This window comes from Leclercia sp. GHBNCSD (assembly GCF_055805075.1).
Map to the genome: position 1 here is coordinate 1,002,153 of NZ_JBQVYO010000001.1, position 24,753 is coordinate 1,026,905.

Consider the following 24,753-nt stretch of genomic DNA (forward strand, 5'->3'; position numbering starts at 1 on the left):
GCCGGGTGACGCAAAAAGCAGATTTCAGGAGTAACCCATGAAACAACCCTATCAACATCCACGGGTGCCGAGAACTCGCCCGGCAATGCTGGCAAATCATCACGCGTTGATTGTTCAGGCGAGAGAATCCCGCTTGCTCGGATGGAAACGAGAAGCGGCTTATGCACTGCGCAGCGCCTCACTTACGCGCGTCTGCATCCAGATTGAGGAGCGTGCAGCATGAGTGCTATGGAGCGCTGGGATGACGATGCTTTCGTCAAGCTGATGGCGGATGTACTGCCAGAGCAGCCAATGACCCACGAACAGGCGGCGCAGGAAGCGATCGCCGATTACCGCTCGGAGCAGCAGGAAATGAGAATGGAGGGCGCGCTATGGGCACAGCAACACTGATCCTCGGTGAATCCGGCACCGGCAAGTCAACCAGCCTGCGGAACGTTGACCCAGCCGATGCGATCCTGATTAAGGCTGTAGGCAAGCCCCTTCCGTTCCGGTCGAAAGACTGGACGCCGTGGGATTCCAAAACAAAGACCGGTAGCGTAGTCGTATCTGACGAATGGAATCACATCCTGACAATCATCAAAAAAGCGCCTGCATACGGGAAGAAAATCATCATCGTCGATGACTTCCAGTACGTGATGAGCAACGAGTTTATGCGCCGCTCTGAGGAGAAGTCTTTCGACAAGTTCACAGAGATAGGCCGTCATGCCTGGGAGGTGATTAAAGCCGCTCAGGATGCGCCTGATGACCTGCGCGTGTACTTCCTTGCCCACACCGAAGAAACGGCGATGGGCCGCACGAAGATGAAAACGATCGGGAAGATGCTGGACGAGAAAATCACCGTTGAAGGCATGTTCACCATCGTTCTCCGCACCCTCACCCGCGATGACAAGTTCTTCTTCACCACCAAAAACAACGGCTCAGACACTGTTAAATCCCCCATGGGGATGTTTGAGGCTAATGAAATCGACAATGACCTCGCCCATGTAGACGCGACCATCTGCGAATACTACGGCATCAATAACGTTCACCACATTAAGGGATCTGCCGCATGAGCAACGTAATTTTCACCTATAGCGAAGAATCAGCCCTGGCCGCCGGTATGGGCGGATACATCAACGAGAACGGAGCTTACGTCCTCACCATTGCTGAAGCTGAATTGAAACAGTCTCAGTCCTCACAGGCACGCTTCATTGAGTTTTCCGGCGAGGCTGATGATGGTCGCAAGGTTCAGTACCTCAGCCTGTGCCTCGTAAAAGCTGATGGCCAGCCAAGCAATTTTGGCGTGAACATGCTCAACGCGATCATGGGCTGCGCTGGCGTAGGTCAGCTTACTCAGAAAATGATTTCAGCCAGTAAGCATGTGGCACCAGAGTTCGAAGGTAAGCGTGTGGGCCTGGTTCTTCAGAAAGAGCTGCGCACCAATAAGACGACCGGGGCCGACACCTACGGCATGGATATTCGACTCCCGTTCATCGCCAGCACCCGCCAGACTCTTCAGGAGAAAAAGGACGGAGTAAAACCTGAAACAGTAGATCGCCTGGCGTCAACCCTGAAAGACCGTGATAGCCGCGCCAAATATAACGGCACAGCTCAGCATGGCGGCGCTAATGAATATGCCGACTACGCAAATCAGGACTTCTAATCTGATTCCGGACTCCATCTCTCACCTATCTTTGGCGGGCTAGCCATGCCCCGCCTAACTCCATTTAAGGATGAACATGAACCACTTAATGATTGACCTAGAAACGATGGGTAACGGGCCGTACGCGCCGATCATCTCCATTGGCGCTGTGTTCTTTGATCCAAACACTGGCGCAACTGGAGATGACTTCCAGGTGAACGTATCACTTGAATCATCAATGCGGTTCCGCGCACGGCCTGACGCCTCAACAATCCTGTGGTGGATGGAGCAAGGCGAAGATGCTCGCAAATCGCTAACCACTGACACGCATGACCTTTCAACCGCCCTGTGCTGGCTGTCTGATTTCATCGCCAAACATGCCAAGCCGCGATTCGTTCAGGTGTGGGGCAACGGCGCATCGTTCGACTGCGTCATTCTCCGCAACAGCTACGCGCTTACCGGGCAGGAAGCACCATGGCAATGGTGGAATGACCGCGATGTGCGCACTGTCGTTGAGATGGGTAAAGCGATCGGCTTCGACCCTAAGCGCGATATGCCATTCGAAGGAACCCGCCACAGCGCGCTGGATGATGCCATTCATCAGGCCAAGTATGTCTCTGCTATCTGGCAGAAGTTAGTCCAGAAGTAACCCCCTTCTTACCACCCTTATTCACCTCACGGAGGCGGGTTAACCACACCCGCAATTCGCTATGCACCACATATCTGGCAGACGCCTTTACTCGAAAGAGACGCTTGTCCGACTGCTGAGCAAGGACAGCAAAAACTTCATCGCTACTTACTGGACAGGCGTTAACCCGGGCGACGGATGCTTTCACGCCGGGATTAACCTGGTGACGCACGAGTCGTTCTATGCAGGCTGGGGCGGCTCACTGGAAGAGAAAAGCGAGTACATCACTGCTGCTGAACTGGAGATGGTGAAGGAGATGTGTGATGCGACGCCGTGGGGTCAGGAGTTCGGCGGGAAGTGCCTGGGCGGGACGGAATACAGACTTAAACCTGAAATGAGGGTGACGCAATGAAAGCGTGGACCACTGAAGAGTTGGCGCTCCTGTGGCGTCATAACAATAACCAGGTCGCGGCAATGACCGGGCGCAGCATCAAAGAGGTTGGCGACCGCCGCCTGCAGGCAAATCTGGAGCGCAATGGGTGGAATAAGAAAGACCCCGAGGCGGTGACTAAGTGGGAGGCGGCATGACCTATCAGCTGCACGTAGGACGCTGCGAAGAGGTACTCAAGACCATGCCGGATAACTCAGTAGACGCGATCGTAACCGACCCACCCTACGGCCTGTCATTCCAGAACCATAAATGGGATTACGAAGTACCCACGGTTGAGCAGTGGCAGGAGTGTCTGCGAGTGCTAAAGCCTGGCGGTCACCTGTTGGCCTTCGGCGGATCCCGTACTTATCACCGGCTGGTAGTAAATGCAGAGGATGCCGGTTTCGAGATCCGCGACCAAATCCTCTGGATTTACGGCAGCGGCTTCCCAAAGTCACACAACCTCGATGGAGAGTTTGACGGCTGGGGTACCGCCCTTAAGCCTGCGCATGAGCCGATAGTCATGGCGCGCAAGCCATTTAAGCAGACCGTATCAGCCAACATGACTGAGCATGGTACCGGAGCAATCAATATCGACGCCTGCCGGATACCTACAGAAGAGTCACTGAGCGGTGGCTCTGGCGGCCTGCTTTCGCACCAGCGTGACGGTACCGATCCGGTAGGTGATTACGAACAGGCACCAGAAGGCCGATGGCCGGCAAACATCATTCACGACGGTAGTGATGAGGTGATCGCCTGCTTTCCTGCCAATGCTGGCGCAGCAGCACCGGTAACCGGGAACGAACCTTCTGCAGCTTCAACCGGCCAGGTGCTGGGATTGCGGAAGCGTGTTGCCACCGTCCATCACGGCGACAAGGGCAGCGCGGCGCGGTTCTTCTACTGCGCCAAGGTCAAACCGAAAGAACGCGATGAAGGCCTCGAGCGATTCATTGCGACATCAGCCAGCGATATGACTGGAGGACGCAAAGAGGGAAGCGTGGGAATTAACGATCCGCGCGCCGGGGCTGGTCGCACGAATGGCGCGAAGAACAATCACCCCACCGTTAAGCCGATCGCCCTGATGAGCTACCTCTGCAGGCTGATTACTCCGCCAGGCGGTACCGTGCTGGATCCGTGGATGGGTAGCGGGAGTACCGGTCGGGCGGCCATTGAGGAGGGCTTCAACTTCATTGGCATAGACCTGAACCCGGATTACGTGACGATCGCCTCAGCGCGCATCGCCCACTCATTCAAGAAATCGACAGAGGCCGCATGACAGCACAAATCACCGGGTCGCTAATGCGGCCCCTCCATTTGCTGGCGTTTGCCGTCAGCCGCATCAATGAACAGTTCAGGGAGCACTGATGAAAAGAACAATGCTCGCTATAGCAGCATCCATGTGCGCGCTGGCGGCGCCAGTTAAACCGTGGGGACCGAGCGAAATATCACCTCTGCTTTTTGTAGATAACCGCCACCCGGTTGGCCGTGGCAAAACCGGAGTCGCGGCATCACGTCGGGCAGCCAAAAAACGCAGGAGAGCACGCTAATGGCAGATTTTGCAGACGACGCATCAGCCGTCGAAGAGTTGCAGCGTAATGCTGCGTTGAGTGCTCACCGGATTAACCGTGATGCGGTATCGGCGGTTAAGTGCGAGGAATGCGGCGACCGTTTGCCGGAGGCTCGCCGGAAAGCGTATCCGGGATGCACGATGTGCGTTGATTGCCAGGGTGAGATGGAGTTACGGGATAAGCAGAGGGGGATGTGATGTGTGATATGCCAGCAGTATTTGGACAAGAGCAGCGTAAAGCCCGCAAAGAGCATAAGTGCTGTGAGTGCGCCGTCATCATTAAACCTGGCGAGGCCTACATCTATTCCCACGGAGTGTGGGATGGAAGCGGTCAGAGCTTCAAGCAATGCCTCGATTGCGCAGAGGTATCAAGCGCTGCCGCCGCATCAGTTGATGATCCAGAAGAGGGCCCGGCGTTTACCGGGTTACGCGAATGGTTCATGGGCTACTCATGCCGGGAATTTAACGGTGATGAATTGGTAAAAAGTTTCGCCAGTGAGCTGGGTGTGGACGAAAACAAAATCCGCAAAGTGTTGCGGATGGAGCAAGCCAATGTTCAAGCTAATCCAGCGCGGCCAGATATTTGCTGACTCAGCAGGCTGGCCCGTCATTATCCACAGCAGCACATCAGAAGTGGTCCGCTACTGGCGACAGGGCCGGATCAACACCGCGTCAATCGACCGATTTATTAACGATTTTGAGCCGCTCGACCATCGGGAGGCGGAGCAGATCCGCGCCGAGCTGGAGACGAGCGAGCACATTAAACGGCTTCGCGCTATGCGTGCGGCATGAGGAGAAAATATGGACTGGATTAAGTGCAGCGAAAGGATGCCTGAAGTTGGTGAGGTTGTCATAACGTCCGATGGAGAGAGCGTTAATGTAGGTGAGAGCGAGCGCTCAGGTGTCAACTTCCGATTCTTCACGTCGATTATCACCGGCAGGGAGTTGCAAGCCACTCACTGGATGCCGCTTCCTTCCCCGCCTGCCCCATGACGCAACTGATAGCCAGTTATGAGCTGGCTATTGGGTGCGAATGCACTGCCACGTTATCCCCCTTTCAGCCCTCCATTGCGAGGGCTTCTTTTTGCCTGGAGATATAGATGAGAAAAATTCTGCTGCTTGTCGTACTGGCAGTGACTGCATGTACCGACCCCGCTGGGGCTACAAAGGTTCTGACGGATAACGGATTCACCGATATCAGTGTGGGCGGCTATTCCTGGACAGGCTGCGGTCGGGATGACATGTACGCAACCGAATTTTCAGCGACCAGCCCGGCTGGCAAACGTGTTAATGGCGTCATCTGTGCCGGTGCATGGAAGGGATCAACGATTCGCTTCGAGTGACGGAGGTAGCAGTGGAACAATACAGCATCACTCTCAATCAGGCCTGCGCAATGCTGGGCATATCCAGACCGACAGCTGCGAACTGGATCCGCACCGGCAGACTGCAGGCAACCCGCAAAGACCCATCCAAACCAAAATCCCCTTACCTCACTACCAGACAGGCCTGCATTGCGGCGCTCAAGTCACCGCTGCATACTGTCCAGGTGAGCGCGGGTGATGGCATACGAGAGGAATTAATATGTCACTCTTCCGCAGAGGTGAAACCTGGTACGCCAGCTTCACATTGCCGGACGGCAAAAGATTTAAGCAGTCTCTTGGGACAAAGGACAAAAGGCAGGCCACGGAACTCCATGACAAGCTAAAGGCCGAAGCCTGGCGGGTGAGCAAGCTCGGTGAAGTGCCTGACATGACATTTGAGGATGCCTGTGTGAGGTGGCTTGAGGAGAAGGCGCACAAGAAGTCGCTGGATGATGACAAGAGCCGGATCGGATTCTGGCTCCAGCACTTCGCCGGCATGCAGCTGAAGGACATCACTGAATCGCGGATCTACGCCGCCATACAGAAGATGACCAACCGCAGGCATGAGGAAAACTGGAAGCTGATGAACGCGGCGCAGACGAAGAAAGGCAAGGAAACACCTGACTACGTTCCGCGTCCGGCTTCTGTGGCGACAAAGGCCACGCACCTTTCATTTATCAAGGCGCTTCTCCGGGCAGCAGAGCGTGAATGGAAGATGCTCGATAAGGCCCCGATCGTCAAGGTTCCCCAGCCGAAGAATAAGCGTATCCGGTGGCTGGAACCTCACGAGGCTAAAAGGCTGATTGATGAATGCCCGGAGCCGTTGAAGTCTGTTGTCGAGTTTGCGCTGGCTACAGGACTTCGTCGGTCGAACATCATCAATCTGGAGTGGCAGCAGATAGACATGCAGCGCCGGGTAGCGTGGATACACCCGGAGCAGAGCAAATCGAATCAGGCCATTGGCGTGGCACTGAATGATACTGCATGTCGCGTGCTGAAAAGACAAATAGGAAGTCACCACAAATGGGTGTTCGTCTATAAGGAGAGCTGCACTAAGCCGGACGGAACGAAAGCGCCAGCCGTGAGGAAAATGCGGTATGACGCCAACACCGCCTGGCGGGCAGCACTAAAGCGAGCTGGTATTGAGGATTTCAGATTTCACGATCTGAGACACACCTGGGCAAGCTGGTTAGTTCAGGCCGGGGTTCCGATATCGGTGCTGCAGGAAATGGGCGGGTGGGAGTCTATCGAAATGGTACGCCGGTATGCACACCTGGCACCAAATCACCTGACCGAACATGCCAAGCAAATCGACTCGATTTTTGGCGATTGTGTCCCAAATCTGTCCCACATGGAAAGCAAGGAGGGTACGAATAACACGTAACTGATTGAATTTTCTGGTGCCGATAATAGGAGTCGAACCTACGACCTTCGCATTACGAATGCGCTGCTCTACCAACTGAGCTATATCGGCTTTCAGGAGAGGTACTGCGGTGTAAAAGGGTAAGAAAAAGAGCCCACCTCGTCAACCCCTCCTCTTTTAGTCGTTGATTTTTACACCAACTCGCGCAAAAACCATGCAGAAAAAAGGGCTATTTTCGCCTTTCTTCACATTTTGTGGTTATTTGCCTGCATCGGCGATGCCATCTTACCCCATTTCCCAACAGGATCGGCTATCTTCAGTTTTCATTTTGGCATCAAGCCCCGCCAGAACAGGTCGATAACAATTCTAATCGGAACACAGAAATGCCTGAGAGAGTGGGTACATAATGAATAAATTTTTTGTCACCGATGACATAGCTGGCACGGACCTTGAGCCAAAAAGAACCGCCAGCTTTATCAAACGCGCCCTGCTGCTGATGGTCTCTCTGCTAATGGTGCTGTTTATTATCGCCATCATCGCGCTGCTGACGATTGTGCGAAATATCAATGAAGACAGCGATAAGCACAGCGCCATGCTGCTGCAAAAGGCCATTCATAACCGTGTCGATACCCTCGCGACCCACATTAAAGACTATGCCTGGTGGGGAGAAGCCTACCAGCACCTGCATCCGAAGGTGGATATCGACTGGGCCTATACCCGCCAGAATATGGGCGCGACCCTCTGGCGCGATTTTGAGTACGAAGGGGTCTTCGTGCTGGATGTCAACGGGCAGACCCGTTATAGCGTCATCAACGGCAAGCTGGTGACACGCTCTCTGCAAGCCTGGCTGGGCGACGATCCCATGCCCGACCTGATTCAGAAAATAAGCAAACCGGACGCCGTCCCCGTATCTAACACGGTGGTACTGAAGGGAGGTCATCCGGCACTGGTAGCAGCAGCCAACATCACTACGGGCGATGACTCAAGCATTACAGCTGCCCCCGGCCCAGCCTCGGTGCTGGTGTTTGTGGACGTGCTGGATGAGCGTAAACTCGCCGCGCTGGGTGAAGAGTATGGTATCGCCCAGACTCGCGTGCAGCATACGGGCACCTCAACGCTGGCAGGACGACGCGGGGTAGCCACCCTTCCCGTTGATGGTCAGCAGGTTACGTTCGAATGGAAAAGCGAAAATCCGGGTCGGGAGCTGCTGCGCTATATCCTGCCGCTGCTGATCCTGCTGGCGCTGTGCACCGCTATTCCCGGCGTGATGCTGGGGCGTAACGCGCTGAAAAAGGCGCGCATGTATGATGAAAATACCTGGCTGCTGGCGCAGAACCGTCTGGCGCTCACCGCCAGCGAACGGCGTTTTCGTGACGTTGCCGAGGCGACCACGGACTGGATCTGGGAGACGGACACCGAGCTGCGTTTTACCTGGCTTTCGGAGCGTTTTCCCGGGATCACCGGGCACAGCATATCGGCCTGGATTGGCCGTCCGCTCAGCGAGCTGATGGAGGCCGAAAACCAGTCGCTGGCGGAGTGGATCACCCTTCCCGGCCAGACGGGTCATCGCCGCTTGCTGCACTGCCGTTATCTTTCGGCGATGGGCCACCAGCGCTACTGCCATATTGCGATTAAACCGGTTATCGCGCCGGAGGGGATCACCGGCTACCGTGGCACCGCCACGGATGTCACTCTTGAAGTGGAGGCCCAGGCGCGCGTGGAGTATCTCTCCCGGCACGACGATCTCACCGGGCTGCCCAACCGGGTGCGGATGCGCGAGTTCCTTGAGGGCAAGCTGCGGGCGCAGCCTACGCAGATGCATCCGCTGGCGATGCTCAGCCTCGATCTCGATAAGTTCAAACCGGTCAACGATCTGTTTGGTCACAGTGCCGGCGATAGCGTACTGCATGAAGTTTCGACCAGGCTACGAGACTGTATCCGCGATTACGATCTGGTGGCGCGCCAGGGCGGGGACGAATTTATCCTGATTATCTCCGACATTCATGACAGGAAGTACGTTGATACCCTGTGCGAACGTATCATTGCCGAACTTACGCGCCCCTTCCTGATCAACGGGAATGAGATCGTAATCGGTGCCAGTATCGGCGTGGCTATCGCACCGCATGATGGGGTCGACGCGAGCGAGCTCCTGCGCTTCTCAGACATCGCCTTGTACAAAGCCAAAAGCACCGGCCGTAACAAGTGGGTATTTTATACGCCTGAAATGGCTGAACAGATGGTGCAGCGTCGCGAGATGGAAGAGAGCCTGCGCGACGGGATTAAAAAAGAGCAGTTCCATCTGGTCTATCAGCCGCGCTATGGTCATGACTCCTCGCGCATTATCGCCGTGGAGGCGCTGGTTCGCTGGGATCACCCTGAGCTCGGCCTGATCATGCCGGATCAGTTTATCTCCCTGGCCGAAGAGACCGGGCTGATCGTTCCGCTGAGCGACTGGGTGCTGAAAACCGCCTGTCGGGACGCGCAGCAGTCGCTGCACGGCCTCTCCGTGTCGGTGAATATCTCTGCCGTCGAGTTCCAGTCCTGGCAGGTCGTGGAGCGCATCAAAGAGGCGCTAGAGATATCGCAGTTAGATCCATCCCGGCTGGAGATTGAAATCACCGAAAACGCCACCCTGTGGAATCCTGAAAACAGTCTCGAAATCATGCTGGCGCTCAAGAAACTGGGCGTGAAGCTGCTGATGGACGACTTCGGCACCGGCTACTCCTCCCTGAGCTACCTGCGCAATTTCCCGTTCGATGGCATCAAGCTGGATAAATCGTTTATCGACGGTATGCCAGAGAGCGACAGCGCCAATACCATCGTCGAAAATATTATCGGCCTGGGTAAAGCGTTCTCGCTGAGTATTACGGCTGAAGGCGTAGAGAACGAAGGACAACTGCAAAAACTGATGATGATGGAGTGCGATGAAACCCAGGGCTATTACATCAGCAGGCCACTCAGCCTGACAGCGCTAAAACAGCAAATCGCCGTGCTGGACCTGGCGGCGCAGAATCGGGCAGGTCTCAACACCAGAGCGAGCGCGGGCAACCGCTGAGGCTGCCCACGCAGGCAATCAGGCGCGAATGGTATCGTCGCCGAAGCCAATCCATTTGTAGGTGGTGAGCGCTTCAAGACCCATCGGGCCGCGGGCATGCAGCTTCTGGGTGCTGACCGCCACTTCTGCGCCCAGACCAAACTGGCCGCCGTCGGTGAAGCGGGTGGAGGCGTTGACGTAAACCGCAGATGAGTCCACCTCGTTGATAAAGCGACCGGCATTGCTCAGGGTGCGGGTGAGGATCGCATCTGAATGCTGGGTGCCGTGTTCACGAATGTGCGCGATAGCATCGTCGAGATCGGCCACCACCTTCACGTTCAGATCCAGCGACAGAAACTCGTCGTCGTACTGCTCCGCTTTCACCGGCTCAACCTTCGCCGGGCCGTTCTGCAGCTGCGTCAGCGCGTTGGCATCGGCATGCAGAGTCACGCCGCTTTCCGCCATCTGCTTGCTCAGTGCCGGCAGGAAGGTCCCGGCGATGCCCTGGTGTACCAGCAGCGTCTCCACCGTGTTACAGGTGCTTGGGCGCTGGGTTTTGGCGTTGACGATGATCTTCAGGGCCGGTTCGAGCTCGGCAGTGTCATCTACAAAAATATGGCACACGCCGATACCACCGGTGATCACCGGGATCGTCGACTGCTCGCGGCACAGCTTATGTAAGCCTGCGCCACCGCGTGGGATCAGCATGTCGATATATTTGTCCATGCGCAGCATCTCGTTGACCAGGGCACGATCCGGGCTTTCAATCGCCTGTACCGCACCAGCTGGCAGGCCGCACTCTTCCAGCGCCTGCTGGATCACCTTTACCGTGGCGGCGTTGGTGCGCCAGGTCTCTTTTCCACCGCGCAGGATGGCGGCATTGCCGGTTTTCAGGCACAGCGAGGCGACATCAACGGTGACGTTCGGGCGGGCTTCGTAGATCACGCCAATCACCCCCAGCGGCACGCGGCGACGTTCGATGCGCAGGCCGCTGTCCAGCAGTCCGCCGTCAATCACCTGCCCTACCGGATCGGCCAGACTGCATACCTGACGCACATCGTCAGCAATGCTTTTCAGACGCGCGGGGTTTAATGCCAGGCGATCGAGCATCGCCTCGCTCAGACCGTTGCGGCGGGCTTCCAGCAGATCCTGCTCGTTAGCGAGCAAAATCTCGTGGGACTGGGCTTCCAGATAGTCAGCGATTTTTTCCAGCACGCGGTTTTTCTCGCGGCTGGAAAGGAGCGCCAGTTTGTACGAGGCGGCTTTGGCAGCGGCGCCCATTTGTTCCAGCATGTCCTGCTCCTTAACGGGTGATCATATCGTCGCGATGGACAGCAACCGGGCCGTACTCATAGCCGAGAATGGCATCGATCTGCTGTGAATGGTGGCCTGCAATGCGGCGCAGCGCATCGCTGTTGTAGCGGGAGACGCCGTGGGCAATGTCGCGCCCTTCCAGATTACAGATACGAATCACTTCACCACGGGAGAAGTTACCTGTCACGCTTTTAATTCCTTTTGGAAGCAATGAACTGCCTCTTTCCAGAATAGCGGCGGTGGCGCCCTCATCCACGGTGAGCTGTCCGGCGGGTGGCGCGCCGAAGATCCAGCGTTTGCGATTTTCCAGCGGGGTCGCTTCGGCATGGAAACGAGTGCCCACCGAGATGCCTTCCATGACATCGCCGATAACCCCCGGACGGCTGCCCGCGGCGATGATGGTGTCGATCCCGGCGCGGCAGGCCACATCGGCGGCCTGCAGTTTGGTCCCCATGCCGCCGGTGCCGAGGCCAGAGACGCTATCGCCCGCGATGGCGCGCAACGCATCGTCGATACCTTTTACATCGGTGATAAGTTCAGCCTGCGGGTTGGTACGCGGATCGGCGGTGAAGAGACCTTGCTGGTCGGTCAGCAGCAGCAGCTTGTCTGCGCCCGCCAGAATGGCGGCCAGCGCCGAAAGGTTATCGTTATCGCCGACTTTGATTTCTGCGGTGGCGACCGCGTCGTTTTCGTTAATGACCGGAACGATGTTGTTATCCAGCAGCGCGCGCAGGGTGTCGCGGGCGTTCAGGAAACGCTCCCGGTCTTCCATATCGGCGCGGGTCAACAGCATCTGCCCGACATGGATGCCATAGATGGAGAACAGCTGTTCCCAGAGCTGAATCAGACGGCTTTGCCCCACCGCCGCCAGCAGCTGCTTGGAGGCAATAGTGGCCGGAAGTTCGGGGTAGCCCAGGTGTTCACGCCCGGCAGCAATCGCCCCGGAGGTGACAATCACAATACGGTGCCCTGCGGCGTGCAACTGCGCGCACTGGCGCACCAGCTCAACAATATGGGCGCGATTAAGGCGGCGCGATCCGCCTGTTAACACACTGGTACCGAGTTTTACCACCAGCGTCTGGCTGTCACTCATAGTTCTCTGCCGTTCAACAATAAGGGAAATGATATTAATCAGACTTTTTATCAGGACTGGGGTCCGTTGCCAACCGCCATAACGCAGAGGCAACCACTTTGTTGCGCGGGATCAGGAAGCGTAGCGGCAGAATTTGACGGTTTTATTACTGAAACAGAAAAATACAATTATTTAAAATTATTCTGAGATTGTCATAAAACGTTCATTACAGAACGTTAAAACCCTTCCTGTTTTTTCACGGAACAAAAGCATGAGCTTACTGTTCAGCGAATATTAGCGCGTATATAAAACCAGGATTGAAAATGAAAAAGAGTACTCTGGCATTAGTGGTAATGGGCGTTGTTGCTTCCGCATCTGTACAGGCAGCCGAAGTGTTTAATAAAAACGGCAATAAACTGGACGTTTACGGAAAAGTGAAAGCGATGCGTTATATCAGCGATGATGATGCCAAAGATGGTGACCAGACTTATGTGCGTTTCGGCTTTAAGGGCGAAACCCAGATTAACGATCAGCTCACCGGTTATGGCCGCTGGGAAGCTGAGTTCTCCGGCAATAAAGCTGAAAGCGACTCTTCACAGAAAACCCGTCTGGCCTTTGCCGGTATTAAGCTGAAGGATTTCGGCTCATTCGATTACGGTCGTAACCTCGGTGCGCTGTATGACGTTGAAGCCTGGACCGATATGTTCCCGGAATTCGGCGGTGACTCTTCTGCGCAGACCGACAACTTCATGACCAAGCGCTCCAGCGGCCTGGCAACTTACCGTAATAGTGACTTCTTCGGCGCCATCGATGGCCTGGATCTGACGCTGCAATATCAGGGTAAAAACGAAGGCCGCGAAGCTAAAAAACAGAACGGCGACGGCTTTGGTACCGCTCTGACCTATGATTTCGGCGGCAGCGACTTCGCCATCAGCGGCGCCTACACCAACTCTGACCGAACCAATGCCCAGAACCTGCTGGCGCGCGGCGAAGGTAAAAAAGCCGAAGCCTGGGGTACCGGCCTGAAATATGACGCCAACAACATTTATCTGGCAACCATGTACACCGAAACGCGTAATATGACGCCAATCTCCGGTGGCTTTGCCAATAAGGCGCAAAACTTCGAAGCCGTTGCGCAATATCAGTTTGACTTTGGTCTGCGTCCATCCCTGGGTTATGTCCAGTCAAAAGGCAAGGATATTGAAGGCATCGGTGATGAAGATATCGTGAAATATATCGACGTCGGCGCGACCTACTATTTCAACAAAAATATGTCCGCGTTTGTTGATTATAAAATCAACCAGATTGATGACAACAATAAACTGGGTGTGAGCAGCGATGACATCGTTGCGCTGGGTATGACCTACCAGTTCTGATTTATGCCGATAAAAAACCCGGCTAAGCGCCGGGTTTTTTTATTGTTTTTTTGATGCCGGGCTTATGCTGTCAGCTTCACCGGTTCATTGGTGAAATCATCAGCAGGCTCGAGTTTCAGATCGAACGTTGCCAGCAGCGTACGGGCTTTTTCGTGGAATTCACGCAAGGTATGCTCAAGGCGCTGGATCACTTCGGGATCCTTAATGGCCATCTCCTGCCAGTGACCCTCTTTATTGAACAGGCCAAACTGATAGTTGTAGGTGAAGCGTGACGCTTCTGCTTCCATTTCCATCCACCATCCCCAGAATTCGCGCTTCTCCGGCGCTGGCTTTACGTTAACGCAAACTGCCAGGCAATCGAAAAAGAAGCGATTCTCTTCGCACTGCTCTTCGCGGATGTAGGGGCCAAGAGCCATAAACTTCTTGATCATCCTACTTTTCGGATGTCCACTCGGTAACGTCATTGCGATCTCCTTTTGTGAAGCCACTGTTTTACCAAACCCAAAAAAATTAGCAATCTCTTAACTCAATCTCTGATGGATCCAGCGCGTGATCTGCTGCAGTGCTTTGTCAAAATTTTCATACACCGGGCTGAACGGCACCTCCAGCAGCTTGCCATCCACAGATGACGAGGTGATTAAGCGGGACTCCTCTTCCGGGCTGAAGGGATCGTTTTTCCAGAAACCAGAGAGCATTGGCGTAGGGCAACGACGCCCCAGCAGCCCCTGCATTTTCAAAGAGTAGCGGTTGAGCTCTACGCGCAGCGCCTCGTCCGAGGCATCGTGCATACCCAGCCGGCTGGCCAGCACATCAAGGTACATCTCTGGCACGCTGCTCTGGCGGGCAGGTTCGCTTAACAGGGCGTGAACCACCGGCCCCAGACAGGCCACCGCCTTCAGACGCGAAGATTCGAGATAAGCCAGACGGACAGCGACATTGGCGCCAAAGCGGAAACCAAACGCCGCTACGCGGGTGTGATCCACCCACGGGTTTTGCTCCAGCGCTCTCAGCGCATGCTGGTGGAGCAAGCTGGAATCCTGGGTCAGTTTCCATTTTGACGAAAAGCCAATAGAGGGCATGTCGAGGGTCAGCATCGCCAGCCCTTTCGGCGCCAGGTAGCGCTCATACAGGCTGTAGTAATCGGTCTGCAGGGAGTCGAGGCCGCCGCACATCATCACCGTCGGGAAGGGGCCGTCGCCCGCGGGCATATGGAGGAAGCCGGTGACCGCCGGACCACCGGGGATGGTAAAGCTGATTTCGCGCATCCGGCCAGGCAGGTGCTGGGCCGCCTCCTGGTAGGCGCGGTTTGCCAGCGCCTGGGCCTGCTCTGCCAGCTCGTCGCCTTTCAGGTGCGGGTAAGCCGCAATGCTGTAGAGGTTAGAGGCGTGCAGCCAGTGCTGGCCGCTTAACAGAGGATCCTCCTCCTGGCTGGCCTTCTGCTGCCAGATCATCGCCTGTTTTGCCCATTCATAGATCCAGTTGCCGCCGCGATAGCCCACCACCGTGTCGTACAGTTCACCGTCGGTGCGCTCGGCCTGGCTCATGACAATACGCGCCTGCACGTCGAGAATTTCGCGGGGATCGACACCACGCCAGATCCACATCAGGCGGTTAACCATGCGATACCAGTGCGGGATATTTTTGCCATCGAGCGCGGACTGCACTGACGGCTGTGTACTGCCGTTAAAACGACGAACCAGCGTCGACGTTTCCGGGTGCTTGAACTTGGGCTTGAAGAGAATTTCACTGAGATTCGCCTGGGACATTGCGCGCTGCCTCTATAGATACGTCAGAGAGGGTCATTGTAACGCGCCAGTGGCGAAAAAATAACGCCCGGCATCACCGGGCGTTAAAAAATATGGATTAGCGACCAGAAATAGGTGGGACGAATACAACACCCATATCCCATGGCTGCTCGATCCAGGTATCCTGTGGGATATCAATGACATAATCGTCAACCAGCGGCTTGCCGGCCGGTTTCGCGAAGATAGTGACGAAATGCGCTTTTGGATACATTTCGCGGATAGCCACTGCCGTACCGCCGGTATCAACCAGATCGTCAATCACGATGAAACCTTCACCATCGCCTTCAGCGCGTTTCAGCACTTTCAGCTCACGCTGGTTGTCATGGTCGTAGCTGGAGATGCACACGGTATCGACATGACGAATACCCAGCTCACGTGCCAGCAGTGCCCCTGGTACCAGGCCGCCGCGGCTGACAGCGATGATGCCTTTCCACTGTTCGGATGGCATCAGGCGCGCAGCCAGTTTACGTGCATGAATCTGCAACATGTCCCAGGTGACGATGTATTTTTCGCTCATGTGAATTGTCCCAGCCTGTGTTTATACGGCTTAAAAAGTGTTCGAGGGGGAAAATGGTTGCGCGAGATTATAGAGATCTGAAGCACTAAAAACCAGTGCTAAGCGGTTACAGCGGGAGTTTTTACTTGCTTACCCCTACCAGCCGACAGAGAAAGTGGTATTCTCAAACCCACCTCGCAAGTCTGACTTGTGGTAACTCTAAACCTGCTAACCCCGTGACCTGCAAGATTGTCTGCAGGAGATCGACAAGGAGACTTACTGTGTCTGAACTGTCTCAACTATCGCCACAGCCGCTGTGGGATATTTTTGCCAAAATTTGCTCCATTCCTCACCCGTCCTATCACGAAGAACAGCTTGCCGAACACATCATGGGCTGGGCGAAGGAAAAAGGGCTGCACGCCGAACGCGACCAGGTTGGCAACATTCTGATCCGTAAACCCGCCACCGCAGGCATGGAAAACCGTAAACTGGTTGTGCTGCAGGCGCACCTGGACATGGTGCCACAGAAGAACAACGACACCGTTCACGACTTCACCAAAGATCCGATTCAGCCGTACATCGACGGCGAGTGGGTTAAAGCCCGCGGCACCACCCTGGGTGCGGATAACGGCATCGGTATGGCCTCTGCGCTGGCGGTGCTGGCCGACGATAGCGTTGAGCATGGTCCGCTGGAAGTGCTGCTGACCATGACCGAAGAAGCCGGTATGGATGGCGCGTTTGGTCTGCAACCGAACTGGCTGCAGGCGGATATTCTGATCAATACCGACTCCGAAGAGGAAGGCGAAATCTATATGGGTTGCGCAGGCGGTATCGATTTTATCTCCACGCTGCCACTGACCCGTGAAGCGATCCCGGCAGGGTTCCAGACCTTTAAGCTGACGCTGAAAGGTCTGAAAGGCGGCCACTCCGGCGGTGACATCCACTTAGGGTTAGGCAACGCCAACAAACTGCTGGCCCGTTTCCTGGCCGGTCATGCTGCCGAGCTGGATCTGCGTCTGGTGGATTTCAATGGCGGTACGCTGCGTAACGCTATCCCGCGTGAAGCGTTCGCGACCGTGGCGGTTGCCGCAGACAAAGCCGATGCGCTGAAAAAGCTCTCCTCCGTTTATCTGGATATCCTGAAAAACGAACTGGACGCCAAAGAGAAGAACCTGACCGTGGTTCTGGAAGCGAGCACCAGCGATAAAGCGGCGCTGACTGAACAGTCCCGCGACCGCTTTGTTCAGCTGCTGAACGCCACGCCAAACGGCGTGATCCGCAACTCTGACGTGGCGAAAGGCGTGGTGGAAACCTCTCTGAACGTCGGCGTGGTGACCATGGCTGACGACAGCGCAGAGATCATCTGCCTGATCCGCTCCCTGATCGACAGCGGGAAAGATTACGTGGTGAGCATGCTGGAATCTCTGGGCAAACTCTCTGGCGCGCAGACCGTCGCCAAGGGCAGCTACCCGGGCTGGCAGCCAGATGCGAGCTCGCCGGTGATGGCGCTGGTGCGTGAAACCTATCAGCGTCTGTTCAACAGCACGCCGAACATTCAGGTGATCCACGCTGGTCTGGAGTGCGGTCTGTTCAAAAAACCGTACCCGGATATGGATATGGTGTCTATCGGGCCAACCATTACCGGTCCGCACTCGCCGGATGAGCAGGTTCATATTGAAAGCGTGGGCCATTACTGGACCCTGCTGACGGAACTGCTGAAAGCGATCCCGGCGAAGTAATCAGCCGACTGTTGCCCCGCGGCACTGCGTTTGCCGGGCCTACAAGGTCAACATCGTTTGTCATTTGTAGGCCCGGTAAGCAAAGCGCCACCGGGCAGTAGTTTGTAGGCCCGGTAAGCGTGAGCGCCACCGGGCTTTTTTACAGCCCCAGCACCAGCTGCCGCTCAAGCTGCGGATCCAGCAGCGTGACATGTAATCCCACCAGCCGCACCCCGCGCCCTGCCCGACGCTCTTCCCAGGTTTTCTTCGCGGTGGCGATCAGATCTTCCTTGTTAAGCCGCGGCCAGACGTGCTCCTGCGTAGTTTGCTGAAAGTCGTTGAACTTCAGTTTTACCCCCTGCCGGGCAATCAGCAGATCCGGTTTGACCTTCGCCAGCCGCCGTTCCAGTTCCGGATAAAGCTGTTCGACAATAATGGTTTCACAGGCTGCCCACTCGTGGATATCCTCAGCCAGGGTCCGTTCCACACCGACCGATTTACGCAGCCGCTCGCTGTTAACGTTGCGCTCGTCAATGCCCTGGCTTCGCTCCCAGAGCACCCGGCCAAACTTACCAAAGCGCTTAAGTAACATGCCCAGATCGCTGTTCTGCACATCCTCGCAGGTGCGCAGTCCCATCTTCTCCAGCTTTGCCGCAGAGACTTTACCCACGCCGGGGATCTTGCTGAGCGGCAACGTTTTGATAAATGCCGGGACCTCGTCGGGGGTGATCACATACTGACCGTTGGGCTTATTGAGATCCGAGGCAATTTTGGCGAGAAATTTAACCGGGGCGACGCCCGCCGAGGCGGTGAGCTGCAGCTCATTGAAAATCGTCTGGCGGATCTCCTGCGCCATCAGCGTGGCGGAGCCGTGACAGTGCAGGCTGTCGGTGACATCCAGATAGGCTTCATCCAGCGACAGCGGTTCAATCAGGGAGGTGTAGCGGGAAAAGATGTCGCGGATATGGCTGGAGGCTTCTTTGTAGGCATCGAAACGCCCCGGCAGTAAGGTGAGATGCGGGCAGAGTTTTAACGCCATGGCGGTTGGCATGGCGCTGCGCACCCCGAACTTACGCGCCGGATAGTTAGCGGTACTGATCACGCCACGCCGCTCGCGACTGCCGCCAATGGCAATGGGGATATCCCGCAGCGCCGGGTTATCCCGCATCTCCACCGCAGCAAAAAAACAGTCCATATCGACATGGATGATTTTGCGCATCGTCTTCACCACACCTGTAATTACATCCAGTATAACAAAGTACAAAAAATGCGTCAGCAGTTTTACTGTCTCACTTCTGTCATTAAATCGTGGTACAAGATAGAGCAGATAAACGCTTTAAATTCATCAAGTTAATGCATTTAAAATGGAAATTTATTCATGAAAAAGATGATTATCGCTTCACTGCTGATCGCCTCAAACGCCTGGGCTGACCCGCAAATTATTGCTCACCGCGGCGGAACCGCCGATGCGCCGGAGAATACGCTGCCTGCCATTGCCCTGGCGCTGGAAAATCATGCTCAGGCTATCTGGATAACCGTGCAGCTCAGCCGTGACGGCGTTCCCGTTCTGTATCGTCCCAGCGATTTGAGTGCGTTAACCCCCGCTCAGGGAAAAGTGTCCCAGTACACCCAGGCAGAGCTGGCGACATTTAACGCAGGTGCGAAATGGAAAGAGAGCGTTACCGGCGCCACTATTCCAACGCTGAAAGCCGTGCTTGAACGCTGGCCTGAGACCCGCTTCTATATTGATATCAAATCCCCGGATGCTGATGCAGTCGGGATGGGCAAGCAGCTGCTGACCGTGCTGAAAGAGACCAACAGCCTGAACCGCGTGCGCGTGTACTCTACCGAAGATCGCTATCTGGATGCGCTGCCCGCAGAAATACCGCGTTTTGTCACCCGCAGTGAAACGCGTACCCGGCTGGCAAATATCTCGCTGAACCACGTGTGCCAGGCACCAGCAAAGACAATGGACGCATACTGGTACGGGCTGGAGCTGAACCGCAAGGTCGAGGTGGTGGAGAAGTTTACCCTGGGCGAGGGGATCTCTCCGGCAACCCTGACATGGGACAAAGAGGCGATGGACTGTTTCCGCTCGCAGGGTAATGGTCACATTATCCTGCTGGGGGTAAATTCCGCGGAGGATTACCAGAAAGCAAAAGCGCTGGGGGCCGATGGGGTGATGGTCGATTCCCCAGCCCAGGCGCGGGAGTGGCTTAAGTAAAAAAACAGGCCGCTTGATGCGGCCTGTTTATTTCAGAGGATCCGGTTTTGCTGGCGCTGCGCCTCACGCGCCATACGCTTTTTACGCGCATCGCACGGCTCAGGGCAATCGCAAACTTTCTCCATCCCCAGGGAAGAGATGCCACCACAGCTGCCCTGAATGCTTTTGCGCTTAATCAGCCAGCCGAGGGACATGCCGAAGATCACCAGCACAAAAACGGCAAAGGTCAGCACGAAGGTCATCATCATCAGCCTCCAAAATCATCCAGCATGATGTTCTCATCTTCCACGCCCAGATCCTGCAGCATTTTAATGACTGCGGCGTTCATCATCGGCGGACCACACATATAGAACTCACAGTCTTCCGGCGCGGCATGGTGCTTCAGATAGTTTTCATACAGGACGTTATGAATAAAGCCGGTATAGCCGGTCCAGTTGTCTTCCGGCTGCGGATCGGAAAGCGCAATGTGGAAGGTAAAGTTCGGGTTGTCCCGCGCAAGCTGTTCAAACTCATCCTGATAGAACATTTCGCGCAGCGAACGGGCACCATACCAGAAGCTGATTTTACGCTTACTGCCGAGGCGCTTAAGCTGGTCAAAAATGTGCGAGCGCATCGGCGCCATGCCGGCGCCCCCGCCGATAAAGACCATTTCGGCGTCGGTATCTTTAGCAAAGAACTCACCAAATGGACCGGAGATAGTAACTTTATCTCCCGCTTTCAGCGACCAGATATAAGAAGACATGATCCCCGGCGGTGCGTCCGGCACGTTTGGTGGCGGCGTGGCAATACGCACGTTGAGCATGATAATGCCCTTCTCTTCCGGGTAGTTAGCCATTGAATAGGCGCGCAGCGTCGGCTCTTTTACCTCAGAGACAAAACGGAACAGGTTGAATTTATCCCAGTCACCGCGGTACTTCTCAGGCACATCAAAATCTTTATACGCGACAGTATGTTCCGGGCATTCAATCTGAATGTATCCGCCCGCACGGAACGGCACGTCTTCCCCGTCGGGAACCCGCAGCTTCAGCTCTTTAATGAAGGTGGCTTTGTTATCATTGGAGATAACTTCACACTGCCACTTCTTAATGCCGAAGATCTCCTCCGGCAGTTCGATCTTCATGTTCTGGCGAACCGCCACCTGGCAAGCCAGACGACAGCCCTCTTTCGCTTCGCGCTTGCTGATGTGCGACAGTTCCGTTGGCAGAATATCGCCGCCGCCCTCTTTGACGGTCACGCGGCATTGTCCGCATGAACCGCCGCCACCGCAGGCAGAGGAGATAAAAATGCCATTGCCAGAGAGGGTGTTCAGCAGCTTGTCGCCCGCAGGCGTCAGGATCTGCTTATCTGCCTCATCGTTTATCTCAATGATCACATCGCCGGAATTGACCAGCTTTGAGCGCGCCACCAGAATCAGCCCCGAGAGCACCAGCACGATCAGCGTGAACATCACTACGCCAAGAATAATTTCCATAGATTTTGCCCTTACAGCTGCACACCGGAGAAGGACATAAAGCCCAGCGCCATCAGACCAGTGGTGATAAAGGTGATCCCTAAGCCGCGCAGACCGGCCGGCACGTTGGCATACTTCATTTTTTCACGCAGACCCGCCAACGCCACGATAGCCAGCATCCAGCCAATACCAGAGCCGAAACCGTACACTATCGACTCGGTAAAGTTGTAATCACGCTGAACCATAAACGATACGCCACCGAAGATGGCGCAGTTCACCGCAATCAGCGGCAGGAAGATGCCCAGCGCCGTATACAGTGACGGGAAGTATTTATCGAGGATCATCTCGAGGATCTGAACCAGTGCCGCAATCACCCCAATGAAGGTGATAAAGTTGAGGAAGCTCAGGTCAATCCCCTCAACCAGCGCGCTGTCGCGTAGCACCAGGTTAAATACCAGGTTGTTGATCGGGACCGACAGCCCCAGCACCACCGTGACGGCAATGCCCAGCCCGAAGGCGGTCGATACCTTTTTGGAGACCGCGAGGAAAGTACACATCCCGAGGAAAAACGCGAGCGCCATGTTTTCGACAAACACCGCGCGCACAAACAAGCTAATGTAATGAGCCATTGTCGGTTACTCCTTTTCCTGCTGTTCAGGGCGCCAGGTTCTCACCGCCCAGATCAACAAACCGATAATGAAGAACGCGCTGGGCGCCAGCAGGAACAAGCCGTTTGGCAGATACCAGCCACCGTTTTGTACGGTTTCAAGGACAGGAATACCAAACAGTTTGCCGCTGCCAAGAAGCTCGCGCAGGAAACCGACCGTCAGCAGGATCACGCCATAGCCAAGACCGTTGCCGATACCGTCCATAAAGCTGGCCAGCGGCGGCATTTTCATCGCATAGGCTTCTGCACGTCCCATCACGATGCAGTTGGTGATGATCAGGCCAACAAAGACCGACAGCTGTTTTGAGATTTCGTAGGCAAATGCCCGCAGCAGCTGATCCACCACAATGACCAGCGAGGCGATGATCGCCATCTGCACGATAATGCGCACGCTGTTCGGGATGTGGTGGCGGATCATTGAGATAAACAAGCTGGAAAACGCCGTCACCAGCGTTACCGCCAGGGTCATCACCACGGCGGTCTCCAGTTTTGTGGTGACCGCCAGCGCCGAACAGACGCCCAGTACCTGCAGGGTAATCGGGTTGTTGGCGATGAGCGGCCCAATAAGCACCCGTTTAACTTCTTTCAGTTCGCCCACATCAGCCATTGTTCAGCTCTCCTTCACGTACCTTTTTGAGAAAAGGACCAAAACCCATCTCGCCCATCCAGAAATCAAAGCTATGCTGCACACCGTTTGAGGTCAGCGTGGCGCCCGACAGGCCATCGATGGCGTACTCATCACCCGGACGCGCCCCGCCTTTCACCACTTTAAGCGCCGGCTGGCCGTTATCATCCAGCACTTTTTTGCCGACAAACTGCGCCCGCCAGGCTGGGTTTTCGACTTCGCCGCCCAGCCCCGGGGTTTCGCCCTGATCGTAGTAAGTGATGCCCTTGACGGTGCGTCCATCGGTGTTGAGCGCCACGAAGGCATACATCATCGACCACAGACCATTGCCATAGACCGGCAGAACCAGCTCCTGGACACGGTTTTGTTCATCGCGTACCAGATAAATCTCCGCCGTATTGCTGCGGCGTTTGATGCCTGCCGGATCCTGACTGGCCTCCAGTACCGTGCTGCGCTGCGGATCTTTCAGCGCCTGGGCCTGATTGTAAGTGGATGGATCGGTCTCCAGCAGCTCGCCAGTATTGAGATCCACCAGACGTGGCGTGATGCGTGAAGCAAAGGTCTGCGCCACATCCTCAGCCCTCATTTCGCCGTTCATCAGCCCGGCGACGGCCAGGATGTTACGTTGTTTATCCAGGGCGCGTTGCTCCTGCTGACGGGATTTAAGACCCACCGCAGATCCTGCTACCACAATGGAGCAGACCAGGCAAAGCACCACCACCACCATCAGCGTCTTGCCGATAGTGTCATTATTTCTAATCTCAGCCACGCGCCTTCCTCCGTTTGATGTTGGCACGCACCACCAGGTAATCGAACAGCGGCGCAAACAGGTTAGCGAACAGGATCGCCAGCATCATCCCTTCCGGATAGGCCGGGTTCACCACGCGGATAAGGACGCACATCGCACCAATAAGCGCCCCGTAATACCATTTTCCTTTATTGGTAAAGGATGCTGAAACCGGATCTGTCGCCATAAACATCATGCCGAAGGCGAACCCGCCCAGCACCAGATGCCAGTACCACGGCATGGCGAACATCGGATTCGTCGCCGAACCGATCAGGTTAAACAGCGTCGCGGTGAGGATCATGCCGAGCATGACGCCTGCCACAATGCGCCAGGAGGCGACACGGCCAAAGAGAATGATGGCTCCGCCAATCAGGATCATCAGCGTGGAAACTTCGCCGACTGACCCAGGAATGGTACCGATAAAGGCATCGAACCAGCTAACCGGCTGTCCGGTGGCGTTGTTGACCAGCGCCTCACCGCCGCGAGCGGCCCACTGGGAGAGTGGCGTTGCGCCGGAAAACCCGTCGGCAGCGGTCCAGACCAGATCGCCGGAGATTTGCGCCGGATAAGCAAAGAACAGGAACGCGCGCCCGGCGAGGGCCGGGTTAAGGAAGTTACGTCCGGTACCGCCGAAGATCTCCTTCGCCATCACCACACCAAAGGTGATCCCCAGCGCCGCCTGCCACAGTGGCAACGTCGGTGGCACAATCAGGGCAAACAGAATGGAGGTGACAAAGAAGCCTTCGTTGATTTCATGCTTACGCACGATGGCAAACAGCACTTCCCAGAAGCCGCCGACCAGAAAGACCGTCATGTAAATGGGCAGGAAGTAGACCGCCCCCAGCGTCATCATGCTGATCCAGCCGGCATCAGGCGCAAAGCTCACGCCCAGCGTCTGCGCCAGCCGGTAGTGCCAGTCGCCAGCGATAACCTGCTGAAGTTGCTGCGCATCGTACAGATGGTTAAGCGCGGGGATGGTTTGCAGACCGACGTTGTACATGCCCCAGAACATCGCCGGGAACACAGCGAACCAGACGAGGATCATCATACGTTTGAGATCGATGGCGTCGCGCACGTGCGCGGCCCCTTTCGTCACCTGCCCTTGCGTATACAGGAGCGTCGCGGTCGCTTCAAAAAGCGGGTAGTACTTTTCCAGCTTGCCGCCGTGAGTAAAATGCGGCTCCAGTTTTTCAATGAGATGTTTCAGGCCCATCA

Annotated in this window: 31 protein-coding genes and 1 tRNA gene; 19 read left to right on the forward strand and 13 right to left on the reverse strand. The window is 55.7% G+C overall.

The annotated features are described in order from the left end of the window. The first annotated feature begins 37 nt into the window (after window positions 1-37). The 15 genes from ACT3IC_RS04980 to ACT3IC_RS05050 all read left to right on the forward strand — a co-directional run bounded on the left by ACT3IC_RS04980 (window position 38) and on the right by ACT3IC_RS05050 (window position 6,991). The gene (locus ACT3IC_RS04980) at window positions 38-223 is read left to right on the forward strand and encodes a hypothetical protein (RefSeq protein ID WP_150870685.1); all 186 of its coding nucleotides are present in this window, start codon (window positions 38-40) and stop codon (window positions 221-223) included. After that, on the forward strand, window positions 220-390 hold the full coding sequence (locus ACT3IC_RS04985; protein ID WP_473476524.1) for a hypothetical protein: 171 nt from the start codon (window positions 220-222) through the stop codon (window positions 388-390). Before ACT3IC_RS04980 ends, ACT3IC_RS04985 begins: the two co-directional genes overlap by 4 nt. Further along, a complete protein-coding gene (locus tag ACT3IC_RS04990; RefSeq protein WP_473476527.1) occupies window positions 372-1,052 on the forward strand; it encodes a DEAD/DEAH box helicase family protein in 681 nt (226 codons plus the stop codon). Before ACT3IC_RS04985 ends, ACT3IC_RS04990 begins: the two co-directional genes overlap by 19 nt. Next, window positions 1,049-1,642: a DUF669 domain-containing protein gene (locus ACT3IC_RS04995; protein ID WP_473476530.1), complete on the forward strand. Its 594-nt coding sequence runs from the start codon at window positions 1,049-1,051 to the stop codon at window positions 1,640-1,642. Before ACT3IC_RS04990 ends, ACT3IC_RS04995 begins: the two co-directional genes overlap by 4 nt. A gap of 76 nt (window positions 1,643-1,718) precedes the next feature. After that, window positions 1,719-2,270, forward strand: a complete 552-nt coding sequence (locus ACT3IC_RS05000) for a 3'-5' exonuclease (protein WP_473476533.1) — start codon at window positions 1,719-1,721, stop codon at window positions 2,268-2,270. 61 nt (window positions 2,271-2,331) lie between these two features. After that, the gene (locus tag ACT3IC_RS05005; RefSeq protein ID WP_473476535.1) at window positions 2,332-2,661 is read left to right on the forward strand and encodes a hypothetical protein; all 330 of its coding nucleotides are present in this window, start codon (window positions 2,332-2,334) and stop codon (window positions 2,659-2,661) included. Continuing rightward, window positions 2,658-2,837 carry a hypothetical protein gene (locus ACT3IC_RS05010; RefSeq protein ID WP_473476538.1) on the forward strand — a complete coding sequence of 60 codons (180 nt, stop codon included), beginning with the start codon at window positions 2,658-2,660 and terminating at the stop codon, window positions 2,835-2,837. The genes ACT3IC_RS05005 and ACT3IC_RS05010 overlap by 4 nt, the downstream gene beginning before the upstream one ends. After that, the gene (locus ACT3IC_RS05015; RefSeq protein ID WP_473476540.1) at window positions 2,834-3,955 is read left to right on the forward strand and encodes a DNA-methyltransferase; all 1,122 of its coding nucleotides are present in this window, start codon (window positions 2,834-2,836) and stop codon (window positions 3,953-3,955) included. The genes ACT3IC_RS05010 and ACT3IC_RS05015 overlap by 4 nt, the downstream gene beginning before the upstream one ends. Window positions 3,956-4,225: 270 nt before the next feature. Beyond that, window positions 4,226-4,444, forward strand: coding sequence for a TraR/DksA family transcriptional regulator (locus tag ACT3IC_RS05020; protein ID WP_473476543.1), 219 nt, complete (start codon window positions 4,226-4,228; stop codon window positions 4,442-4,444). Next, window positions 4,444-4,836 (forward strand): hypothetical protein, encoded by a 393-nt coding sequence (locus ACT3IC_RS05025; protein ID WP_473476546.1) that lies wholly within the window; start codon window positions 4,444-4,446, stop codon window positions 4,834-4,836. The genes ACT3IC_RS05020 and ACT3IC_RS05025 overlap by 1 nt, the downstream gene beginning before the upstream one ends. Beyond that, on the forward strand, window positions 4,799-5,038 hold the full coding sequence (locus ACT3IC_RS05030; RefSeq protein WP_473476548.1) for a DUF4222 domain-containing protein: 240 nt from the start codon (window positions 4,799-4,801) through the stop codon (window positions 5,036-5,038). The genes ACT3IC_RS05025 and ACT3IC_RS05030 overlap by 38 nt, the downstream gene beginning before the upstream one ends. A gap of 9 nt (window positions 5,039-5,047) precedes the next feature. Then, complete coding sequence (locus tag ACT3IC_RS05035) at window positions 5,048-5,239, forward strand: DUF551 domain-containing protein (protein WP_439903993.1); 192 nt, start codon at window positions 5,048-5,050, stop codon at window positions 5,237-5,239. Between the two features lie 107 nt (window positions 5,240-5,346). After that, window positions 5,347-5,589 (forward strand): hypothetical protein, encoded by a 243-nt coding sequence (locus tag ACT3IC_RS05040; RefSeq protein ID WP_473476551.1) that lies wholly within the window; start codon window positions 5,347-5,349, stop codon window positions 5,587-5,589. 11 nt (window positions 5,590-5,600) lie between these two features. After that, the gene (locus ACT3IC_RS05045) at window positions 5,601-5,951 is read left to right on the forward strand and encodes a helix-turn-helix domain-containing protein (RefSeq protein ID WP_072204100.1); all 351 of its coding nucleotides are present in this window, start codon (window positions 5,601-5,603) and stop codon (window positions 5,949-5,951) included. Next, complete coding sequence (locus ACT3IC_RS05050) at window positions 5,873-6,991, forward strand: tyrosine-type recombinase/integrase (RefSeq protein WP_230431521.1); 1,119 nt, start codon at window positions 5,873-5,875, stop codon at window positions 6,989-6,991. The genes ACT3IC_RS05045 and ACT3IC_RS05050 overlap by 79 nt, the downstream gene beginning before the upstream one ends. 14 nt (window positions 6,992-7,005) lie before the next feature. Here ACT3IC_RS05050 and ACT3IC_RS05055 read toward each other — a convergent pair. Beyond that, window positions 7,006-7,081, reverse strand: a tRNA-Thr gene (locus ACT3IC_RS05055). A gap of 295 nt (window positions 7,082-7,376) precedes the next feature. Between ACT3IC_RS05055 and ACT3IC_RS05060 the strand changes: the two genes are divergently transcribed. Continuing rightward, the gene (locus ACT3IC_RS05060) at window positions 7,377-10,025 is read left to right on the forward strand and encodes a bifunctional diguanylate cyclase/phosphodiesterase (protein WP_290554660.1); all 2,649 of its coding nucleotides are present in this window, start codon (window positions 7,377-7,379) and stop codon (window positions 10,023-10,025) included. Between the two features lie 18 nt (window positions 10,026-10,043). On the opposite strand, the gene proA is transcribed toward ACT3IC_RS05060, so the two are convergent. Next, entirely contained in the window at window positions 10,044-11,297 is a 1,254-nt protein-coding gene (proA, locus tag ACT3IC_RS05065; RefSeq protein WP_420193615.1) for a glutamate-5-semialdehyde dehydrogenase, read from the reverse strand. A gap of 10 nt (window positions 11,298-11,307) precedes the next feature. Continuing rightward, window positions 11,308-12,411 (reverse strand): glutamate 5-kinase, encoded by a 1,104-nt coding sequence (proB, locus tag ACT3IC_RS05070; protein ID WP_103178389.1) that lies wholly within the window; start codon window positions 12,409-12,411, stop codon window positions 11,308-11,310. A gap of 302 nt (window positions 12,412-12,713) precedes the next feature. Between proB and phoE the strand changes: the two genes are divergently transcribed. Next, window positions 12,714-13,766 (forward strand): phosphoporin PhoE, encoded by a 1,053-nt coding sequence (phoE, locus tag ACT3IC_RS05075; RefSeq protein ID WP_156653956.1) that lies wholly within the window; start codon window positions 12,714-12,716, stop codon window positions 13,764-13,766. 62 nt (window positions 13,767-13,828) lie between these two features. Here phoE and crl read toward each other — a convergent pair whose 3' ends face one another. The 3 genes from crl to gpt form a co-directional block, all read right to left on the reverse strand. Further along, the gene (gene crl / locus ACT3IC_RS05080; protein ID WP_103178387.1) at window positions 13,829-14,230 is read right to left on the reverse strand and encodes a sigma factor-binding protein Crl; all 402 of its coding nucleotides are present in this window, start codon (window positions 14,228-14,230) and stop codon (window positions 13,829-13,831) included. Window positions 14,231-14,287: 57 nt separating this feature from the next. Further along, window positions 14,288-15,532, reverse strand: a complete 1,245-nt coding sequence (gene frsA, locus ACT3IC_RS05085; protein WP_103178386.1) for an esterase FrsA — start codon at window positions 15,530-15,532, stop codon at window positions 14,288-14,290. Window positions 15,533-15,629: 97 nt separating this feature from the next. Further along, complete coding sequence (gene gpt / locus ACT3IC_RS05090) at window positions 15,630-16,088, reverse strand: xanthine phosphoribosyltransferase (RefSeq protein WP_032616685.1); 459 nt, start codon at window positions 16,086-16,088, stop codon at window positions 15,630-15,632. Between the two features lie 260 nt (window positions 16,089-16,348). Between gpt and pepD the strand changes: the two genes are divergently transcribed. After that, window positions 16,349-17,806, forward strand: coding sequence for a cytosol nonspecific dipeptidase (gene pepD, locus ACT3IC_RS05095; protein WP_473476558.1), 1,458 nt, complete (start codon window positions 16,349-16,351; stop codon window positions 17,804-17,806). A 139-nt stretch (window positions 17,807-17,945) separates the two neighbouring features. On the opposite strand, the gene dinB is transcribed toward pepD, so the two are convergent. Beyond that, the gene (gene dinB, locus ACT3IC_RS05100) at window positions 17,946-19,004 is read right to left on the reverse strand and encodes a DNA polymerase IV (RefSeq protein WP_156653954.1); all 1,059 of its coding nucleotides are present in this window, start codon (window positions 19,002-19,004) and stop codon (window positions 17,946-17,948) included. 159 nt (window positions 19,005-19,163) lie between these two features. Between dinB and ACT3IC_RS05105 the strand changes: the two genes are divergently transcribed. Continuing rightward, the gene (locus ACT3IC_RS05105; RefSeq protein ID WP_159339675.1) at window positions 19,164-20,009 is read left to right on the forward strand and encodes a glycerophosphodiester phosphodiesterase family protein; all 846 of its coding nucleotides are present in this window, start codon (window positions 19,164-19,166) and stop codon (window positions 20,007-20,009) included. Between the two features lie 32 nt (window positions 20,010-20,041). On the opposite strand, the gene nqrM is transcribed toward ACT3IC_RS05105, so the two are convergent. From nqrM to ACT3IC_RS05135, 6 genes are read right to left on the reverse strand one after another with little or no spacing between them, the layout of a single operon-like run. Then, window positions 20,042-20,257 (reverse strand): (Na+)-NQR maturation NqrM, encoded by a 216-nt coding sequence (gene nqrM / locus ACT3IC_RS05110; RefSeq protein WP_168192001.1) that lies wholly within the window; start codon window positions 20,255-20,257, stop codon window positions 20,042-20,044. Then, window positions 20,257-21,480 carry an NADH:ubiquinone reductase (Na(+)-transporting) subunit F gene (gene nqrF, locus ACT3IC_RS05115; RefSeq protein WP_103178381.1) on the reverse strand — a complete coding sequence of 408 codons (1,224 nt, stop codon included), beginning with the start codon at window positions 21,478-21,480 and terminating at the stop codon, window positions 20,257-20,259. Before nqrF ends, nqrM begins: the two co-directional genes overlap by 1 nt. 11 nt (window positions 21,481-21,491) lie before the next feature. Beyond that, window positions 21,492-22,088, reverse strand: a complete 597-nt coding sequence (gene nqrE, locus ACT3IC_RS05120; RefSeq protein ID WP_103178380.1) for an NADH:ubiquinone reductase (Na(+)-transporting) subunit E — start codon at window positions 22,086-22,088, stop codon at window positions 21,492-21,494. Between the two features lie 6 nt (window positions 22,089-22,094). Next, window positions 22,095-22,733 (reverse strand): NADH:ubiquinone reductase (Na(+)-transporting) subunit D, encoded by a 639-nt coding sequence (locus tag ACT3IC_RS05125; RefSeq protein ID WP_103178379.1) that lies wholly within the window; start codon window positions 22,731-22,733, stop codon window positions 22,095-22,097. Continuing rightward, window positions 22,726-23,520: a Na(+)-translocating NADH-quinone reductase subunit C gene (locus tag ACT3IC_RS05130; protein ID WP_159339674.1), complete on the reverse strand. Its 795-nt coding sequence runs from the start codon at window positions 23,518-23,520 to the stop codon at window positions 22,726-22,728. Before ACT3IC_RS05130 ends, ACT3IC_RS05125 begins: the two co-directional genes overlap by 8 nt. Further along, window positions 23,513-24,751 carry an NADH:ubiquinone reductase (Na(+)-transporting) subunit B gene (locus ACT3IC_RS05135; protein ID WP_156653952.1) on the reverse strand — a complete coding sequence of 413 codons (1,239 nt, stop codon included), beginning with the start codon at window positions 24,749-24,751 and terminating at the stop codon, window positions 23,513-23,515. Before ACT3IC_RS05135 ends, ACT3IC_RS05130 begins: the two co-directional genes overlap by 8 nt. Window positions 24,752-24,753: the final 2 nt, after the last annotated feature.